The sequence below is a fragment of the Streptomyces griseorubiginosus genome (assembly GCF_017614965.1).
Lineage (GTDB): Bacteria > Actinomycetota > Actinomycetes > Streptomycetales > Streptomycetaceae > Streptomyces > Streptomyces griseorubiginosus_B.
Window position 1 is genome coordinate 1 of the sequence record NZ_WVUG01000577.1, and the last position, 2,171, is coordinate 2,171.

Annotated in this window: 3 protein-coding genes; all 3 read left to right on the forward strand. The window is 71.0% G+C overall.

The features are described 5' to 3' along the window. Positions 1–512 precede the first annotated feature (512 nt). Genes panD through GRC12_RS43820 form a run of 3 tightly spaced genes read left to right on the forward strand, consistent with a single transcriptional unit; the run spans position 513 to position 1,985 of the window. Complete coding sequence (gene panD, locus GRC12_RS43810) at positions 513–932, forward strand: aspartate 1-decarboxylase (protein ID WP_208786001.1); 420 nt, start codon at positions 513–515, stop codon at positions 930–932. Positions 933–981: 49 nt separating this feature from the next. Beyond that, the gene (locus tag GRC12_RS43815) at positions 982–1,335 is read left to right on the forward strand and encodes a GNAT family N-acetyltransferase (RefSeq protein WP_208786002.1); all 354 of its coding nucleotides are present in this window, start codon (positions 982–984) and stop codon (positions 1,333–1,335) included. Between the two features lie 5 nt (positions 1,336–1,340). Further along, entirely contained in the window at positions 1,341–1,985 is a 645-nt protein-coding gene (locus GRC12_RS43820) for an aspartate/glutamate racemase family protein (RefSeq protein ID WP_208786003.1), read from the forward strand. Positions 1,986–2,171 lie beyond the last annotated feature (186 nt).

Genomic DNA, 2,171 nt, shown 5'->3' on the forward strand with positions numbered 1-2,171 from the left:
GTTCCTCCCCTAGGAGGCCCCCGCCCCCTGTCCGCACGACATCAGGCTGTTTCAGCGCTACTTGAGCAACTTCCCTTCGCGGCAGCGCAGTCGTATGCACTGCCGGCCTCTCGAAGCGCGCTGGAACCCCCTGACACCTCGGCAGTCCTCGGAACCCAAGCCCCCCCGGGTTCCGAGAATCGATCACCCCAACGTCTGGCGCCGAGGACGCGTTGACGGCTTTCCGCAGCCCGGACCAATGGACCCACTAACGGTCGCCTCGTGTCCGAACCGCCGAAGCAAGGTCAATCTAGACCATGGGAACCGGTATGAAGAGAGGATGTGTGTAATTTGTGTTGAACATTTGAGCCTTGTTTCTTCCGGTGGTGACCGGCCCTGCGTGGCCTGATGTCACCGTGTGCTCCAGCGAACACGAGCGGCGGCTGACCGGACGGGTGACTCGTTGTACTCTCCGAGGACCGCCCTTGACCTGCGCTGAGCAGGCAGGGAGCAGACAGATCGGGAGTTTCTCCATGTTCCGTACCATGTTCAAGTCCAAGATCCATCGAGCCACGGTCACCCAGGCCGACCTGCACTACGTGGGATCGGTGACCATCGACGCCGAACTGCTCGACGCGGCCGACCTGTTGCCGGGCGAGCTCGTTCACATCGTCGACATCACCAACGGGGCGCGCCTGGAGACGTACGTCATCGAGGGCGAGCGCGGCTCGGGCGTGATCGGGATCAACGGCGCCGCCGCCCATCTCGTCCACCCCGGCGACCTGGTGATCATCATCAGTTACGCTCAGCTGGACGACGCCGAGGCACGGGCCTTCGAACCCCGGGTGGTGCACGTGGACCGCGACAACCGCATCGTGGCCCTGGGCGCCGATCCGTCCGAGCCGGTGCCGGGCTCGGACCAGGAGCGCAGCCCGCAGGCCGTACCGGCCTGATCACCGATCACTCGTCCTTTCATCCGTCCTTCGGACCAGGAGCGTGCCCATGAGCGACATCGAGATCCGCGACGACCGGGCGGCGGGCCGCCTGGAGGCGATCGGTGACGGGACGGACGGCGAAGTCGTCGGCCACATCGAGTACTTCGTCCTCGAATCGCCGGAGCGCGCCCTGGTCCCCGTCCACACGATCGTGGAGCCGGCCCACGAGGGGAAGGGCATCGCGGGCTCCCTCGCCCGCGAGTTGTACGCCATCGCCGAGCGCGAGGGCGTCGTGGTCGCCCCCCTGTGCCCGTACGTCGTGAAGTGGGCCGAGCGCCACCCCGACCAGGCCCCGGCGGCCGACCCCGAGCTGCTGCGCGCGGCGCGGGACTGGCTGCGCGCGCATCCGGGCCGCTTCTGAACGGCATGCTCGCCCTCCTGCACACCTCGCCCGCCCATGTGCCCGTCTTCGAGGCACTGCGGGACGAGCACCACCCCGGTCTCGCGCTGCGGCACCTGGTCGACGAGGAGCTGCTGGCCCGGGCCCGCCGCGAGGGCCCGGAGGCGGTGGCGGACGAGGTGCGGGCAGCTGTGGGCAGGGCGGTCGCCGACGGGGCCCGGGCCGTGCTGTGCACCTGCTCGACGATCGGCGGAGTCGCGGAGGCGGCGGGGGCCGGTGCCGGGGTGCCGGTCCTGCGCTCGGACCGTCCGATGGCGGCAGCCGCCGTGGCGGCCGGACCGCGGATCGTCGTCCTCGCCACCGTCGAGAGCACGCTCGGCCCGACGGTGTCCCTGATCGAGGAGGAGGCGGCGCTTTCCGGCCGTGCCGCCGCGGTGCGGACGCGGCTGGTCGAGGGCGCCTGGGACCGCTTCGCGGCGGGCGACACCGAGGGCTGCGCGACTCTCGTCGCCACCGCGGCCGACCGCGTCACCGAGGCCGACGCGATCGTCCTGGCCCAGGGCTCGATGGCCCCCGCGGAGCACCTGTCGACCACCCCGATCCCGATCCTGTCCAGCCCACGCCGCGGGCTGGCGGCGGGTGCACGGGCGGTCGCGGGGCGACGCGTGTGACTCGGTCTTGGACCGGCGGGTCGGCGACGGGCGGGCGTCCGGCTCGTGGTCGCCTCGGTCGACTCCGTCGCCGAGGCTGGCGCGACTGTCCTGGCCAGGGTTAGTTGGCCTCCGCAGAGCGCCTTTCGACGAGCCCGGTCCTGTCCAGCCCGCGCCGGGGGCTGGTGGTGGGTGCGCGGGCTGGAC